The 14191-nt window shown below is 64.4% G+C and carries 15 protein-coding genes; 10 read left to right on the plus strand and 5 right to left on the minus strand.

All coding sequences use genetic code 11. The features are described from left to right. Nucleotides 1-147: 147 nt before the first annotated feature. Complete coding sequence (locus FJ471_RS13225) at nt 148-555, minus strand: DUF2000 family protein (protein ID WP_140803650.1); 408 nt, start codon at nt 553-555, stop codon at nt 148-150. 45 nt (nt 556-600) lie between these two features. Here FJ471_RS13225 and FJ471_RS13230 point away from each other — a divergent pair, with 45 nt between their 5' ends. Beyond that, on the plus strand, nt 601-1473 hold the full coding sequence (locus FJ471_RS13230) for an AraC family transcriptional regulator (protein ID WP_140803652.1): 873 nt from the start codon (nt 601-603) through the stop codon (nt 1471-1473). A 131-nt stretch (nt 1474-1604) separates the two neighbouring features. Here the strand turns inward: FJ471_RS13230 and FJ471_RS13235 are convergent, their stop codons facing one another. Then, a complete protein-coding gene (locus tag FJ471_RS13235) occupies nt 1605-2078 on the minus strand; it encodes a MarR family transcriptional regulator (RefSeq protein WP_140803654.1) in 474 nt (157 codons plus the stop codon). Nucleotides 2079-2450: 372 nt separating this feature from the next. On the opposite strand from FJ471_RS13235, the gene FJ471_RS13240 reads away from it, so the two are divergent. Continuing rightward, nucleotides 2451-3491, plus strand: coding sequence for a GTP-binding protein (locus FJ471_RS13240; protein ID WP_140803656.1), 1041 nt, complete (start codon nt 2451-2453; stop codon nt 3489-3491). Between the two features lie 291 nt (nt 3492-3782). Here the strand turns inward: FJ471_RS13240 and FJ471_RS13245 are convergent, their stop codons facing one another. Beyond that, on the minus strand, nt 3783-4796 hold the full coding sequence (locus FJ471_RS13245) for an IS5 family transposase (RefSeq protein WP_181179368.1): 1014 nt from the start codon (nt 4794-4796) through the stop codon (nt 3783-3785). Between FJ471_RS13245 and FJ471_RS34770 the strand changes: the two genes are divergently transcribed. Together FJ471_RS34770 and leuC are read left to right on the plus strand one after the other, a co-directional pair. Continuing rightward, nucleotides 4795-5019, plus strand: coding sequence for a hypothetical protein (locus FJ471_RS34770; RefSeq protein WP_181179382.1), 225 nt, complete (start codon nt 4795-4797; stop codon nt 5017-5019). The two genes, FJ471_RS13245 and FJ471_RS34770, sit on opposite strands and share 2 nt — an antisense overlap. A 66-nt stretch (nt 5020-5085) precedes the next feature. Next, on the plus strand, nt 5086-6495 hold the full coding sequence (gene leuC, locus FJ471_RS13255) for a 3-isopropylmalate dehydratase large subunit (RefSeq protein WP_140803660.1): 1410 nt from the start codon (nt 5086-5088) through the stop codon (nt 6493-6495). Between the two features lie 312 nt (nt 6496-6807). Here the strand turns inward: leuC and FJ471_RS13260 are convergent, their stop codons facing one another. Further along, complete coding sequence (locus tag FJ471_RS13260; RefSeq protein ID WP_140803780.1) at nt 6808-7113, minus strand: hypothetical protein; 306 nt, start codon at nt 7111-7113, stop codon at nt 6808-6810. A gap of 162 nt (nt 7114-7275) precedes the next feature. On the opposite strand from FJ471_RS13260, the gene FJ471_RS13265 reads away from it, so the two are divergent. Together FJ471_RS13265 and FJ471_RS13270 are read left to right on the plus strand one after the other, a co-directional pair. Continuing rightward, nucleotides 7276-8472, plus strand: a complete 1197-nt coding sequence (locus FJ471_RS13265; RefSeq protein WP_140803662.1) for a GGDEF domain-containing protein — start codon at nt 7276-7278, stop codon at nt 8470-8472. A gap of 270 nt (nt 8473-8742) precedes the next feature. Next, nucleotides 8743-9945, plus strand: coding sequence for a GGDEF domain-containing protein (locus FJ471_RS13270; RefSeq protein ID WP_140803664.1), 1203 nt, complete (start codon nt 8743-8745; stop codon nt 9943-9945). Here the strand turns inward: FJ471_RS13270 and FJ471_RS13275 are convergent. Then, nucleotides 9929-10285: a hypothetical protein gene (locus tag FJ471_RS13275; RefSeq protein ID WP_140803666.1), complete on the minus strand. Its 357-nt coding sequence runs from the start codon at nt 10283-10285 to the stop codon at nt 9929-9931. The genes FJ471_RS13270 and FJ471_RS13275 overlap by 17 nt on opposite strands. 365 nt (nt 10286-10650) lie before the next feature. Here FJ471_RS13275 and FJ471_RS13280 point away from each other — a divergent pair, with 365 nt between their 5' ends. From FJ471_RS13280 to sdhA, 4 genes are all read left to right on the plus strand, one after another. After that, a complete protein-coding gene (locus tag FJ471_RS13280) occupies nt 10651-11148 on the plus strand; it encodes a hypothetical protein (RefSeq protein ID WP_140803668.1) in 498 nt (165 codons plus the stop codon). Between the two features lie 384 nt (nt 11149-11532). Then, nucleotides 11533-11955, plus strand: a complete 423-nt coding sequence (gene sdhC, locus FJ471_RS13290; RefSeq protein WP_140803672.1) for a succinate dehydrogenase, cytochrome b556 subunit — start codon at nt 11533-11535, stop codon at nt 11953-11955. Further along, nucleotides 11955-12350 (plus strand): succinate dehydrogenase, hydrophobic membrane anchor protein, encoded by a 396-nt coding sequence (gene sdhD, locus FJ471_RS13295; protein WP_140803674.1) that lies wholly within the window; start codon nt 11955-11957, stop codon nt 12348-12350. The genes sdhC and sdhD overlap by 1 nt, the downstream gene beginning before the upstream one ends. Nucleotides 12351-12354: 4 nt before the next feature. Beyond that, on the plus strand, nt 12355-14190 hold the full coding sequence (sdhA, locus tag FJ471_RS13300; RefSeq protein WP_140803676.1) for a succinate dehydrogenase flavoprotein subunit: 1836 nt from the start codon (nt 12355-12357) through the stop codon (nt 14188-14190). Nucleotide 14191: the final 1 nt, after the last annotated feature.

The following is a 14191-nucleotide window of genomic DNA, read 5'->3' on the forward strand; positions in this document are numbered from 1 at the left end:
AATACATGACCGCTCCAGACTTGCGCCGCCGCCGCTATTTTGCCTCTTGCCCAAGAGGGGCCGTCCATACATGACGACGTGATGGGCGTTCAGGCCAACCCCAAACGTTCGCAATGGCCCTTCGGGCGAAGGAGCATGACACCCATTTCAGCCATGCATGCGGGCGCCCTTGGTGATCTTGTCGACGAGCTTTTTGTCGCCGCGCAAGGCAATGCCGACGACCTTGGCGTCGTCCGGCGCGAATTCGGCGAAGACGGCGCGGTTGGCGAGGTCGTGGCCGGTCGAAAACATCTCCTCGATATAAGCGGACATCGTCACGCCGCGCTCCAAGGCACGTCGATGGATCGTGCCCAGCGTCGCCGCATCGGCCGACAGGACGATGACCGGCTGGATCGACATCGGGTTGTAGAGGTTGCCGGCACGGTCGCGATAGGGCTCGCCGATGATTTCGGGGAACTGCGCAACGATGCCGCTGGTCAGGAACGCGGTGACGTTGAGTTTCTGCCACACCGGCAGATCCTCTCTCAGGACAATTGCAATTTTCGTATCGAACACCAAGATGGAGACTCCGAGAGGGCCCATGACGGGCGGGAAAGGGCGATGGCGCAGGCTCTAGGCGCAGAAGCGAAGGAAGGTCTTGAACGTTCGTGCGCGGATGCGGTCAACGGCGACCGCATCGTTTCGGCGCCGGGCGGCTCGGGCCTCGAACGCATCGAGGCGCGCTTCCACGGCAACGCCTTCGAGCTGCACCGGCACGACACCTACGCGATCGGCGTGACGTTGCAGGGGGTGCAGCGCTTCCATTATCGCGGCGCGCTGCAACACAGCCTGCCCGGCCAGGCGATCGTGCTGCACCCGGACGAATTGCATGATGGCGGCGCCGGAACGGAAGACGGGCTGCGCTACCGGATCCTCTACCTGGAGCCGTCCCTGCTGCTCGACTGCCTCGACGGCGAGCCGCTGCCTTTCGTCCGTGACGCCGTGGTCGACGATCCCCGCTTTCGCGACACGCTATTGTCGGCGCTGGCGCCGCTGGACGAAGAACTCGGCGACCTGTTCGTGGCTGATTTCGTTGCGCAGCTGGCGCGGCATCTTCGGCGCCACGCCGGAAAGCCGGCAAAGTCGGCGGGCAAGACCGCATGGCGCGCCGCCGCACTTGCCCGCGACTATCTTGAGGAAAATGCCGAGCGGCCGGTGCGCTCGGATGAGCTGGAAGCCGTTACCGGCCTCGACCGCTATGCGCTATCGCGCCATTTCCGCGCCACCTATTCGACCAGCCCGCATCGCTTCCTGCTGATGCGGAGGCTGCAGCGCGCGCGCCGCATGATTGCCGAGGGCGAACCGCTGGCGGAAATCGCCGCCGCCGCCGGCTTCAGCGACCAGAGCCATTTCAACCGGCATTTCAAGAAGACGTTCGGATTGACGCCGGGACGCTGGGCGGCGCTGGTGAAGGGATCCCGGGTGGCGGCCTAGCGGGAAGGGCGACGACGCTGCGCGTCGCGCTTACAGCACAACGCCAACGTGGGTGCGTGGAGCGACGACGCTGCGCGTCGCGCGCATGTCACCAACGCCTCGCGGTTGAGCGACGATGCTGCGCATCGCGCTTACGCTTCATCCAACTCCGCGTCGTCGTCCATCAGGACCAGGTCTTCGTTCGACAAATTGGCCTCGATGCGGGCGAGCAGCTTGAACAGCGCCTTCTGGTCCTTCTTGTCGAGGCCCCTCAGCGCCTGCTTCTCGGTCTTCTTGACCGACTTCTCGATGGCGCGGATGGTTTCGCGGCCGGACTCGGTGAGGAAGATGTGGGCCTGGCGGGCATCGGCGTTGGAGGCGCGTTTTTCGAGGAAGCCCTGCGCCTGCAGCCGGTTGATGGTCTTGGTGATGGTCGGCGGGCGCACGCCGAGCCGGCCGGCGAGGTTGCCGGGGGTCTGGCCGTCCTCGCGGTCGAGCGCCAGCATGATCTGGTCCTGGCCGGCGTAGAAGCCGTGCGCCAGAAGCCGCGCGGCGAGCGCCGTGCGCGCCAATCTCGCCGCCGAATGCAGCCGGCTCATTGTCGCTGTCTTGTCCGCCTTGGCCATGGTCGTTCCCTCTTCGGCCGAACCGGCGCAGGCAAGCATAGAGGCTGTCCGACGGCTGGCAAATGACGATTTCAAGAGACCGGCTTGCAGAACGCTTTGCCGGCAAGCATTGCGGTGCCCGCGCAGGTGATGCCAGATGTTTATTTCAGTTAGATGACAAACGACTTTTGCGCTGGCGAGATTCACAGCGGAAGCCGGCATGGGCCGGTCGACACCTTTCCGGAACCTCCGTTTGACCCGCCTCGGTCGCCGCCGATCCGTCCTCGGCGCCGTCCCGGCCGGAGGTGCCGCCTGGTTCCATTGGTTTGGCGCGTGCAAAAGCGCGGCACCCATCCTATATGAGGCGACAAATCCAGATTTTCGAGGCAAGCCATGAGCGATGCACAGACGCAAATCCCCGTAACCGTTCTCACCGGCTATCTCGGCGCGGGCAAGACGACGCTACTCAACCGCATCCTGTCGGAAAACCACGGCAAGCGCTACGCCGTCATCGTCAACGAGTTCGGCGAGATCGGCATCGACAACGACCTGATCGTCGAATCCGACGAGGAAATCTACGAAATGAACAATGGGTGCGTGTGCTGCACGGTGCGCGGCGACCTGATCCGCGTCGTCGAGGGCCTGATGAAACGCCCCGACCGCTTCGACGCCATCGTCGTCGAGACCACCGGCCTCGCCGACCCAGTGCCGGTGGCGCAGACCTTCTTCATGGATGACGACGTGCGCAGCAAGACCAAGCTCGACGCCGTCGTGGCGCTGGTCGATGCAAAGCATCTGCCGCTGCGCCTCAAGGATTCCAAGGAAGCCGAAGACCAGATCGCCTTCGCCGACGTGGTGGTGCTGAACAAGACCGACCTCGTGACGCCGGAAGAGCTGGAAAAAGTCGAGGCGACGATCCGCGCCATCAACCCTGCGGCAAAGATCCACCGCACGCAGCGGTCCGGCGTGGCGCTCAACGAAGTGCTCGACCGCGGCGCCTTCGACCTGTCGCGCGCGCTGGAGAACGATCCGCACTTCCTCGAGGCGCATGATCACGATCACGATCACGACCACCATCATCACGATCACGACGGCCACGATCATCATCATCACCACCATGCTTCCGACATCCATGACGTGACGGTGAAGTCGGTGTCGCTGCGCGGCGGCGAGATGGACCCGAAGAAGTTCTTCCCCTGGATCGAGAAAGTGACCCAGATGGAAGGGCCGAACATCCTGCGGCTGAAGGGCATCATCGCGCTCAAAGGCGACGAGGACCGCTATGTGCTGCAAGGCGTGCACATGATCCTCGAGGGCGACCACCAGCGCGCCTGGAAGGATGGCGAAAAGCACGAGAGCCGACTGGTGTTCATCGGCCGCGATCTCGACGCCGAGCGCTTGCGCAAGAGCTTTGAGGCCTGCCAGGCGGCTTGATTTTAGCGCCCTTCTTCCTTCTCCCCTTGTGGGAGAAGGTGGATCGGCGCGCAGCGCCGAGACGGTTGAGGGGTGTTCCAGCGGAGTGAGACGCTGGCTTTCCCTGGAGCACCCCTCATCCGTCGCCTTCGGCGACACCTTCTCCCACAAGGAGGGCTTTGCACAGGGAGCGCAGCGGTTAGCGTTGGGTTGGCGAAGGCTTTAAAGGGCCGTCGGAGCTTTTTTCGGTGGCTTTTTGTCTGTTTTTTGACGGTTTAGCGCTCACCGGCTCGATCAGAGGCGGACTCCTCCTTATGCCCGTCTCTCAGCAGGCCGATGAATGACGCCAATCATGGTCCTTAGGTTATAGGCACAGGCAGCCAGGATGCACTGCGTACGGTTGGTGGCCAAGTTGAAGAAGCGCATGCGCCGCATGCCGTAGCGCTCCTTGAATACCGCGAAAGGCCGCTCGACCGCAGCCCGCACTTTGGCGATCAGCCGGTTGCGGAGCTTCTGGCGGGCCGGCAGTTGCGGATGATGCCTGTTGGCTCGTCGCATCAGCCGGTCCTTGATATTGGCTTCGGCGAGGCGGTCATGCCTGGCATGGGTGTAGTAGGCCTGATCGCCATAGGCAGCCTTCTCATCGCCGCAGATTAACTTGTCGGCCGGCTCGGTGTCGGTAACCGAGGCATCGCTCGCCTCGACGCGCCGGATGATGGTGTGCGCCTGGTCGACGCCAATGTGCATCTTGTAGCCGAAGGTGCTCTTCTTGCCCTTCTTGCCCCAGCGCGCATCCTTGTCGGACGATGGCTTGATCGGACCTTGGTGGCCCTTCTTCGGCTGCTTGGGTGGCCGGCCTCGAGCCTGCAGGAATGTAGCGTCGACCAAGGTACCGCGCTTGACGATTAGGCCCTTCTCTTCCAACTGACGGTTGATCTCCTCAAAGACCTTGTCGATCAGTCGATCCCGCGTCAGCTCCTCGCGGAAACGCCACAGCGTCGAATGATCGGGCGTGCGATCCGAAAGGCTGAAGCCGGCAAAGCGGCGGAACGACAGCCGGTCCCGAATTTGCGCCTCGAGCGCCGGATCGCTCAGCCCATGCCACATGCCCAGCAAGAGACAGCGCAGCAGCGCTTCCGCCGGATAGCTGGTATTACCCGAACCGGGGCCGCTGCGCTGACCAAGCAAGGTTCGGACCGCCTCCCAATCCAGTTCCTTCGATACCAGATCGAAGATCGTCTCATCCGACGCCGCAAGACCGTCCGCAAGACTCAACTGCCCAAGCAATCGATCAACCATCGCGAATCCCCTTTCGGATATCCGCATGGAATCATCAATCCGATTCTGTGCAAAGGCCTCACAACGGGAGAAGGGGAAGTCGCCGCAATTGCCGAAAAGCCAAAACATTGCTATCTACCCCGCCATGGAAAAGCTTTTCAGCGATCCGGCCTACAAGGGCTTCGTGCTGCAGGACAGAAAGCGCCTGCCGTCACGGTTCTCCGCGCGGGTTTGTGGCGCGCTCACCAGCCGACTTAGCCAGGCCGACTGATCGAAGTCGCTTGCCGGCCGAAAGCCGCCTGCTTTTCCCATTTCTCATATCGACGGATTTACGCACATGAGCGCACCGCGCACCCTCTACGACAAGATCTTTGACGACCACACGGTCGACCGCCAGGACGACGGCACCTGCCTGCTCTATATCGACCGCCACCTCGTGCATGAGGTCACCAGCCCGCAGGCTTTCGAGGGCCTGCGCATGTCGAACCGCAAGGTCCGCCATCCGGAAAAGACGCTGGCCGTGGTCGACCACAACGTGTCGACCTCGCCCGAGCGCAAGTTCGGCATCAAGAACGAGGAAAGCCGCATCCAGGTCGAGGCGCTGGCCAGGAACGCCAAGGATTTCGGCATCGAATATTATTCCGAGAACGACATCCGCCAGGGCATCGTGCACATCATCGGGCCGGAACAGGGTTTCACCCTGCCGGGCATGACCATCGTCTGCGGCGACAGCCACACCTCCACGCACGGCGCTTTCGGCGCGCTGGCGCATGGCATCGGCACGTCGGAGGTCGAGCATGTGCTCGCGACGCAGACGCTGATCCAGCGCAAGGCCAAGAATATGCTGGTGCGCGTCGACGGCCAGCTGCCGGAAGGCGTCACCGCCAAGGACATCATCCTTGCCATCATCGGCGAGATCGGCACCGCCGGTGGCACCGGCTATGTCATCGAATATGCCGGCGAAGCGATCCGCTCGCTGTCGATGGAAGGCCGCATGACGATCTGCAACATGTCGATCGAGGGCGGTGCCCGCGCAGGCCTGATCGCGCCGGACGCGACGACCTTCGCCTATGTCAAGGACAAGCCGCGCGCGCCGAAGGGCGCTGCCTGGGATGCCGCGCTCGAGTACTGGAAGACGCTGCAGACCGACGAGGGCGCGCATTTCGACAAGGTGATCGTGCTCGACGCGGCGAAACTGCCGCCGATCGTCTCCTGGGGCTCCTCGCCGGAGGACGTCGTCTCGGTGCAGGGCATCGTGCCCAATCCCGAAGAGATCGCGGACGAGAACAAGCGCACGTCCAAGATCCGCGCGCTCGACTATATGGGCCTGACGCCTGGAACCAGGATCACCGACATTGAGCTTGACCGCGTCTTCATCGGCTCCTGCACCAATGGCCGCATCGAGGACCTGCGCGCCGCCGCCAAGGTGGTCGAGGGCAAGAAGGTCAATCCGCGCGTCAACGCCATGATCGTGCCGGGTTCCGGCCTGGTCAAGGAACAGGCCGAGGCCGAAGGGCTCGACAAGATCTTCGTCGCCGCCGGCTTCGACTGGCGCGAGCCGGGCTGCTCGATGTGCCTGGCCATGAACGACGACCGGCTGAAGCCGCACGAGCGCTGCGCCTCGACCTCGAACCGTAATTTCGAGGGCCGGCAAGGCTTCAAGGGCCGCACCCATCTGGTGTCGCCGGCCATGGCGGCGGCGGCCGCGATCGCCGGCCACTTCGTCGACATCCGCGACTGGAAGTAGGCGCCCGGCTTGGAGCGCAGGAAGTGTCGGAATCAGCGCAAGCGGTGGGGATTGGCTGAAGCTTCCCCGACATCGTCATTCCAGGGCGAAGCAGGAGCGTAAGCTCCGTCGCGGAGACTCGAAGGATGCAGCAGAGCAGAATTCTGCACTGCTGCAACGCCTTGGGGTCACGGCATGGATCCTCGGGTCTGCGCCGCGTCGCTTCGCTCCTTGCTTCGCCCGTGGATGACGATCGCGATGGGCGTTCCGGCCAATCGCTAAGGCATACCAACGCAGCATATCCGACCGGTCGAAATTTCCGCGCCAGGGAACTTACCTGCGGACGATCTCGTGAAACTCTTCGCGCCGGCCGGGCTCGTCGGCGGCGACGACCAATGCCAGTTGCCGCTCGTCGAAGATCCTGAACCATTCGTCCCATTCGACAAGCTCGTAGCCACCGGCGTTGAGCGGACGCTCCGGCCGGTCAGTGTCCTCATAGGCGTTCTGCCCAAAAACCAGCCGCAGCATGGCCTGCGTGCCGGCCTCGGGTGAGACGTCGACGATGGCCGGGAAGCCGGCGCGCGCCGCCGCCCAGGAGCGGATCTCATCGTGGTTCGTCAAAGTGATCGTGTCGGCCATCTCGATCGTCTCCTGCCTGGCGTCTCCCGTCTGGCCGGACAACGCCGCTCCGGCAGGCCGGTTCCGAATGCTTTGCGGCGTATTTGTCGGAGGGCTTAACCGCTTGTTTGGGCTTAGGTCCTAGTATCTCCCGTTGGGTAAGTTGGGGAAAGTCGCAGTCCTTTGGACACCGGTCTGCTCATAGCGCTGCTCAATCCGACGATAGCGCTGGCGCTTGGCGCCGCGTTCCTCGTGCTGTGGTCCTATCAGCGCCATCGTCCGTATCTGGCGGCGCTAGGCGCGAGCTACTGCCTGTCGGCGCCGGGTTTCCTGCTGCAATATTTCACGCTTCCGGTCGGCGTGGCGCTGACCAAGCTCGTTTCCAACATCTGCTTCACGATCGCGGCCTGCTGCCTCTCCAGCGCGATCATCGCGCGCTACGGAAGACGCGTGCCTTATGTCGGCATCGGCATCGTGACCGGCGGTGGGCTTGCCGCCTTCATCTGGTTCATGTTCGTCCAGCCGGATCTCACCTGGCGGGTGCTGGTCATGAATTTCGGCTTCGGCGCGCTCAGCCTGCTGGTCGCCGCCGAGCTCCGAACAGTGCGCAACAACGGTCCGACCGAAAGGATCCTGTTCGCGCTGTCGCTGCTGTCGGGGCTGAACTTCGTCGCCCGCACGCTGATCGTCGTCATCGCGCACGGGCCATTCCCCGGTTATGACGGATTCTACGGCTCGTCCTACTGGACGACGGCGCTGCTGTCGCACGCGCTGTTGTCGCTGCTGATCGCGCTTTGCCTGTTCACGGCGGCGGCGCTCGATGTGATGAGGGCGCTGAAGGCGGAAACCCACACCGATCCGCTCTCGGGCATCCTCAACCGCCGCGGCTTCGAGGAGCGGGCGACCCTGCTGCTCGACCAGTGCGGCAAGGCCGGTTTTCCCGTCGCCCTGGTGCTGGCCGATCTCGACCACTTCAAGGCGCTCAACGACCGGCACGGCCATGAGGCCGGCGACCGGGTGATCGCCGACTTCGCCGCCAAGCTGCGTTCCGCCACCGGCGCGCGCGGGGCTGCCGGCCGCATCGGCGGCGAAGAGTTCGCCGTGCTTTTACCGCTCAGCGACCTGGGGGCGGCAAGGCTTTTTGCCGAAGCCATCCGCACCTTCTATTCTGCCGGCTCGATCGATGGCCTGCCGCCCGGCACCAGGGTCACCGCCAGCTTCGGTGTCGCCGCGCGAAGCGGCAGGGAAGGGCTGATGCCGTTGATGCGGCGCGCCGACGAGGCGCTCTACAAGGCCAAGAAGAACGGCCGCGACAGCGTGCGGCTTTCCTATGAGAGGCCTGAGACCACTTTCGTCGCCGAGCCGCTCGCCGTCGGGTGAGGCAAGTGGGCTCCCGCGACTTCGTCATCCTCGGGTCTGCGCGCGTCGCTTCGCTCCTTGCTTCGCCCGTGGATGACGATCGAAGGGATGGCTCGGCCAATCGCGGAACCAGGCGATTGCCATTGACCTCTAAGCGGCGTTCCAAATGCTCTGACGACCGGACAGGCCTTGCGGCTAGCCGCAAGGCCTGCGGCTCCGCAGCATAGCTGGCATTAACGTGTTCTTCGCCCGTCGATGCTTTCGTGTCCGGACCATCCGACGAAGGAAGACATGGGCAGCGCCGACTTCATCTTGATGATCAACCTCGTCGTCGCCGGGCTCTTGGCGGCGGCATTCATGGCGGTTGCCGTCTATGACAGCGGGCGCATGTCGGCGCGCTGGCTTGCGTTCAGCTACCTGCTCGGCATGGCCTATTTCGCCATCGAATTCAGCATCCCCGCTTTCGCCGACGCCCGGCTGCCGGTCGTTGCCGCCTTTGCCGTCTTCCTCGGCGCAACCATCGCCTTCAATGGCGGGCTCGCCCACAAATATGGCTTGAGCCCGCCCTGGGCGCCGATGCTGTGCTTCCTCGTCGTCGCCTCCGTCGCCGTCTATCTGGTGCAGGACCTGCCGCGCCATTCGCTGACACGCATGATGGCCTACCAGCTTCCTTACGCCGTCATGCAATTCACCGCGCTCGGCATCGTGCTGTCCTCCCGGCAAAGGCTCGCGCGGCTCGACCATCTGCTTGCGCTGGTGCTCGGCGCCAGCGCGGTGCAATTCGCCTCCAAGCCGCTCATCGCGGGCGCGCTGGGCGGCTGGGGCGCCAATCCGCAAGCCTATGTCGGGACCAGCTACGCGCTGGTGTCGCAATCGCTCGGCACCGTGTTCGGGCTGGCGCTGGCGCTGCTTGCCTTGGCCGTGCTGGTGCGCGACGTGCTCAACGAGGCGACCTCGAAATCGGAAACCGACGCTTTGTCGCGGCTGTTCAATCGCGGCGGCTTCGAACGCCATGCCGACCTTGCCATGCGGGATGCCGTGCGGCGCGGCGTGCCGGTGGCGCTGGTGATCGCCGATCTCGACTATTTCAAAAGCATCAACGACAGCTACGGCCATGCCTGCGGCGACCGCGTGATCGAGACGTTCGCCGGTTTCCTGCGCGAGGCTGCCGCCGAACATCATGTCGCCGGCCGCATCGGCGGCGAGGAATTCGCCATCATCCTGCCGGGCACCAATCTTGCCGCGGCGCGGCTGTTTGCCGAAGGCGCGCGCAACGCATTCGGCGCCCTGCCGATCGATGGCCTGCCCGCAGACCATCGCTGCAGCGCAAGCTTCGGCGTGGCGGAATTGGCAGCCGATGAGGGTTTTGCCGATCTTTTGCGGCGCGCCGACGCCGCGCTCTACGATGCCAAGAATGCCGGCCGCGACTGCGTGCGCGTGTCAGGCGCGCTGCGGCGGCGCCAGGCGCCGACTGTCTTCAACGGCAAGGGCTGAGATTGGGCATCTCGCCGTCGGAAAGCCCGTACATATAGGAGCGGCCCTTGACCAGCACCGGCGGCTGGTAGCAGCCCGGCGCGCCGGCTTCGTCCGCATCGTCATAGACGACATCCGGCTGGCCGGCGCTGGTGAATTCGGAAAGCTTCTTCGCAAGCTTGCCCTCGCCGACGATGATGCGCTTGTAGCCGGCGGCGCTGTCGACGACGAGATTGCCGAAGGAATCGGCATAGACGCGGTCATGATGGCGCAAGCCGGCTTCGGCCGGCGCCGCGATTGCCGCCACCAGCCCCGCCAGCGCCGCGGCGGCAACGCTTGCCCGCACTGAATTCGAACGCATGTCGCTCTCCCTTGATAGGCACGACAGATCGCGCCTGGAATCCGGTTCGAATCGGAAATTAACTCTTTCTTAACCTTTGTTAAGAGGCGGGAGGCCATCGGCGCCGTTTCTTAAGAAACATGGTTAATTTTGGAAGGCCCGGCTTCCCAAGCGACGGGGGCGTTATGGAGCCGGGCTCACTCCGGGTCATCTTGATCTTGCGGCGCCGCGTGGCTACAGCGGTCCACCGTTTCACGGAAACGGCAACCGGCTATCTCTTTGTTTCGATGCAATTCCGGACGGAAGGCCACGGCGAAAGCGCCGAACCCAACCGTTCACTGTTTTCCCGGAATTGCTGTAGGGTGCCGCGCACGAAAGGGCAGCGCATGAGCTTTGGCCACATGGTTCGGGTGTCGATCACCATCCCGCTGCTTCTCGCGGCCGCGGCCTGTGTGCCGCAGGACGGCGCGCCGAAGGTGGCGAATGCCGCTCCGCCCGCCTCGCCCGCGCCGATCCAGCAGCCCGCCGCGCCGGGGGCAGCGGCGATGCCAGCGACGCCCCCGGTGCCCGCGCCGGCACCGGTCCCGACGGCGGCCAAGACGCCCGCGCCGCCGACCAAGATCGTCACCGACCTTACCACGCCGCGGTCCGGCATCGGCACCGCCACCTACAGATGCGGCAATGGCGGCATGATCACCATCCAGAATCTGGGCAGCGCCTTGCGCGTCATGCGGCCCGATGGCTCGACCGAGGAGTTCGCCGCCTCGCCCGCCAACCAGAGCAGCCGCTACCAGGAAGCGGCGACGCATGACGCAATCGTGATCGACGGACGCGAGGCGCTGGTGATGAAGAGGGGGTCGACCCCGCAGACTTGTAAAAGATAGCGGGTGTGCTGCCATTCAGGTGAGGCCGGCCTGCAATGCCGGCTTCCTGCGCTTCCGGTGCTCACGTACTTCAAGTACGCTCCGCTCCGGTTCTCGGAAGCCGCCATTTTCGACTCGGCCTGACCTGAATCTCAACACACCCGGCGCTTGCCGGGTAGATGTATATACCGCACTGCAGCAAACGCTGCGCCGGCTTCAAAACAGTCGCTAATCGATTGAAGCGCGCGACCGCCAATTTGTCAGACTAAATGATGTTTCCAAAACGATTTTCCGGCTTTGACGCGGTGCAAAAAGAGCATTAGAAACCGGCTGTCCGGAGCCATATATGAGGGCGGCAAACGCCGCATTCCCATCGCGGCTCCAGGATGCCGATCTGGGGGAGCCATGAGCAAATCACCAGCCACCCGCGCAGTTGCCGGACGTGAACGGCCGCTCTCGCCGCATCTGACGGTCTACCGGCCGCCGATCACGATGACGATGTCGATCATCCATCGCATCACCGGCGGCGCGCTCTATTTCGGAACGCTGCTGGTGGCGGCTTGGCTGATCGCCGCGTCGAGCTCGCAGGCCGCCTTCGACTGGGTCGACTGGGCCTTCGGCTCCTGGCTCGGCCGGCTGGTCCTCTTCGGCTACACCTGGGCGCTGATGCATCACATGCTGGGCGGGCTGCGCCACCTCGTCTGGGACACCGGCGCCGGGCTCGAGAAGCACACCGCCTCGAAGATCGCCTGGGCGACGCTCGCCGGTTCGATCGTGCTGACGCTGTTGATCTGGATCGCCGGCTACATGGCGCGGGGAGCTTTCTGATGAGCGCGAACAACACCGATATGCGCACGCCGCTCGGCAAGGTGCGCGGCCTGGGCTCGGCGCGCGAAGGCACGCAGCATTTCTGGCGCCAGCGGCTGACGGCGATCGCCAACATCCCGCTGCTTTTGTTCTTCGTCGGCTTCCTGATCGCGGTCAACGGCCACGGCTACATGGAAGTGCGGGCGGCGCTCGCCAATCCCTTCGTGGCGCTCGTGCTGGCGCTGGTGCTGATCTCCGGGCTCTATCACATGCGGCTCGGCATGCAGGTCATCATCGAGGACTATGTGCATGGCGAAGGCATGAAGCTGGCGCTGATCGCCCTCAACACCTTCTTTGCAGTCGCAGTCGGCGTCGCTTCGCTGTTTGCCCTGCTCAAACTCGCATTCGGAGGCTGACGTCTTGGCCAACGCAAACACAGCCAGCACGGCTTCCGCCTACACTTTTGTCGATCACAAATTCGATGTGGTGATCGTCGGCGCCGGCGGCGCCGGCCTGCGCGCCACGCTCGGCATGGCCGAGCAGGGCTTGCGCACCGCCTGCATCACCAAGGTGTTCCCGACGCGCTCGCACACCGTCGCGGCGCAGGGCGGCATCGCTGCCTCGCTGTCGAACATGGGCCCCGATTCCTGGCAATGGCACATGTACGACACCGTCAAGGGTTCGGACTGGCTGGGCGACGTCGACGCCATGGAGTACATGGTGCGCGAGGCGCCGGCCGCGGTCTACGAGCTCGAGCATTACGGCGTGCCGTTCTCGCGCACCGAGGAAGGCAAGATCTACCAGCGGCCGTTCGGCGGGCACATGATGAATTATGGCGACGGACCGCCGGTGCAGCGCACCTGTGCCGCCGCCGACCGCACCGGCCACGCCATCCTGCACACGCTCTACGGCCAGTCGCTGAAGAACAACGCGCAGTTCTTCATCGAGTATTTCGCGCTCGACCTGATCATGGAGCCGGACGGCACCTGCACCGGCGTCGTCGCCTGGAACCTCGACGACGGCACCATCCACCGCTTCTCGGCCAAGATGGTGGTGCTGGCGACCGGTGGCTATGGCCGCGCCTATTTCTCCGCCACCTCGGCGCATACCTGCACCGGCGACGGCGGCGGCATGGCGGCCAGGGCCGGGCTGCCGCTGCAGGACATGGAGTTCGTGCAGTTCCATCCGACCGGCATCTATGGCGCCGGCTGCCTGATCACCGAAGGCGCGCGCGGCGAGGGCGGCTATCTCGTCAACTCCGAGGGCGAGCGCTTCATGGAGCGCTACGCGCCGTCGGCCAAGGACCTTGCCTCGCGCGACGTTGTCTCGCGCTGCATGACGTTGGAGATTCGCGAGGGCCGCGGCGTCGGCAAGAAGAAGGACCATATCTTCCTGCATCTCGACCACCTCGATCCGGCGGTGCTGCACGAGCGGCTGCCGGGTATTTCGGAATCGGCCAAGATCTTCGCCGGCGTCGACCTCACCAAGGAGCCGATTCCGGTGCTGCCGACGGTCCACTACAATATGGGCGGCGTGCCGACCAATTACTGGGGCGAGGTACTCAACCCGACGCCAGAGAACCCCGACCGCGTGTCGCCCGGCCTCATGGCTGTCGGCGAGGCCGGCTGCGCTTCGGTGCATGGCGCCAACCGGCTGGGCTCGAATTCGCTGATTGATCTGGTCGTCTTCGGCCGTGCCGCGGCGATCAGGGCCGGCGAGGTGATCGACCGCAATTCGCCGATCCCTTCGCCAAACGCAGCTTCGGTCGAGAAGATCATGGACCGCTTCGACAGGCTGCGTCATGCCAACGGCTCGACGCCGACGGCAAGCCTGCGTGAAAAGATGCAGCGGGCGATGCAGGAAGACGCCGCGGTGTTCCGCACGCAGGAATCGCTCGAGAACGGCTGCAAGCGCATCTCGGAACTCTGGGGCGAGCTCAAGGACATCAAGGTCACCGACCGCTCGATGATCTGGAATTCCGACCTCGTCGAGACGCTGGAGCTGGAAAACCTGATGGCCAACGCCATCACCACGGTCTACGGCGCCGAGGCGCGCAAGGAGAGCCGGGGCGCGCACGCGCGGGAAGATTTCTCGGCCCGCGACGATGCCAATTGGCGCAAGCATACGCTTGCCCATCTGAGCGAGGACGGCAAGGTGACGCTGACCTACCGGCCGGTGCACACCGAGCCGCTGCTGGCGGAAAAGGACGGCGGCATCAGCCTGGCCAAGATCGCGCCGAAGGCGCGGGTGTACTGAT

It is taken from the genome of Mesorhizobium sp. B2-7-1, assembly GCF_006440735.1.
Classification (GTDB): Bacteria; Pseudomonadota; Alphaproteobacteria; order Rhizobiales; family Rhizobiaceae; genus Mesorhizobium.

Excerpts from the sequence above, each read along its gene's own strand:
- sdhD (WP_140803674.1), top strand. The coding sequence starts at position 11,955 with ATGAGCGCGAACAACACCGATATGCGCACGCCGCTCGGCAAGGTGCGC.
- FJ471_RS13275 (WP_140803666.1), bottom strand. The coding sequence starts at position 10,285 with ATGCGTTCGAATTCAGTGCGGGCAAGCGTTGCCGCCGCGGCGCTGGCG.
- FJ471_RS13235 (WP_140803654.1), bottom strand. The coding sequence starts at position 2,078 with ATGGCCAAGGCGGACAAGACAGCGACAATGAGCCGGCTGCATTCGGCG.
- sdhC (WP_140803672.1), top strand. The coding sequence starts at position 11,533 with ATGAGCAAATCACCAGCCACCCGCGCAGTTGCCGGACGTGAACGGCCG.
- FJ471_RS34770 (WP_181179382.1), top strand. The coding sequence starts at position 4,795 with ATGGAATCATCAATCCGATTCTGTGCAAAGGCCTCACAACGGGAGAAG.
- leuC (WP_140803660.1), top strand. The coding sequence starts at position 5,086 with ATGAGCGCACCGCGCACCCTCTACGACAAGATCTTTGACGACCACACG.
- FJ471_RS13270 (WP_140803664.1), top strand. The coding sequence starts at position 8,743 with ATGGGCAGCGCCGACTTCATCTTGATGATCAACCTCGTCGTCGCCGGG.
- FJ471_RS13280 (WP_140803668.1), top strand. The coding sequence starts at position 10,651 with ATGAGCTTTGGCCACATGGTTCGGGTGTCGATCACCATCCCGCTGCTT.
- FJ471_RS13240 (WP_140803656.1), top strand. The coding sequence starts at position 2,451 with ATGAGCGATGCACAGACGCAAATCCCCGTAACCGTTCTCACCGGCTAT.
- FJ471_RS13245 (WP_181179368.1), bottom strand. The coding sequence starts at position 4,796 with ATGCGGATATCCGAAAGGGGATTCGCGATGGTTGATCGATTGCTTGGG.
- FJ471_RS13260 (WP_140803780.1), bottom strand. The coding sequence starts at position 7,113 with ATGGCCGACACGATCACTTTGACGAACCACGATGAGATCCGCTCCTGG.
- FJ471_RS13230 (WP_140803652.1), top strand. The coding sequence starts at position 601 with ATGGCGCAGGCTCTAGGCGCAGAAGCGAAGGAAGGTCTTGAACGTTCG.